Annotated in this window: 1 pseudogene; it reads left to right on the top strand. The window is 46.0% G+C overall.

Annotated features, from left to right (window positions below):
• Positions 1-902: pseudogene (locus ACWHAR_RS24570) on the top strand (stage II sporulation protein E); the annotation flags it as partial.

Here is a 902-nt window from a genome sequence, read left to right as displayed (position 1 = left end):
TATTCCCTCTTTTTTTATAAAGGGCTGATCTATATGGTCATCGGTTTTTTATTGGGACGAGCCTTCATTCTGTCAGAGGTCATTCCCTTTGCTCTTCCATTTTTCGGAGCGATGCTTTTAATCAAAAAAGATAAAGCTTTCCTTGCATGCCTGGCGCTTCTTGCCGGAGCTCTGAGCATATCGCCTCAGCATTCGCTGTTCGAGCTTGCGGCTCTGTTTGCATTTGCGATATGTTCAAAAATGACGTCCCTTATTATAAAAGACCGTGTCAGAACGCTGCCTGTCGTCGTCTTTTTGGCGATGGCTGTGACAAGATGCGGATTCGTATATGCCGAATACGGAACGGTTTCAGGTTATCACTATATTATGGCTTTCGTTGAAGCCGGATTATCGTTTATCCTCACATTGATTTTTCTGCAAAGCCTGCCGATTGTCACATCAAAGCGGGCGAAACAGTCGCTGAAAATTGAAGAGATCATTTGTTTTATGATTTTAATCGCTTCCGTTCTCACGGGCTTGACAGGCGTTTCATTTCAAGGCATGCAGGCTGAACTGATATTGGCCCGTTATGTCGTGCTCGCTTTCGCGTTCATCGGAGGCGCAAGCATCGGCTGTACAGTCGGGGTTGTGACTGGGCTGATTCTCAGCCTCTCAAACATCGGCAATTTATATCAGATGAGCCTGCTGGCTTTCTCAGGCCTTCTCGGCGGTTTGCTAAAAGAAGGAAAAAAGTTCGGCGCAGCGGTCGGCTTATTGATTGGATCTCTATTGATTTCTCTGTACGGAGAAGGTTCGGCTGAATTAGTGCCGACGCTTTATGAATCTCTGATTGCAATCGGCCTGTTCCTTTTAACCCCTCAGTCGATTACGAAAAAAGTGGCCAAGTATATACCTGGAACGAC

It is taken from the genome of Bacillus sp. LR--39 (assembly GCF_053613335.1).
The sequence above is the reverse complement of the archived record's forward strand: the minus strand, read 5'-3'. Positions and strand labels throughout refer to the sequence as shown.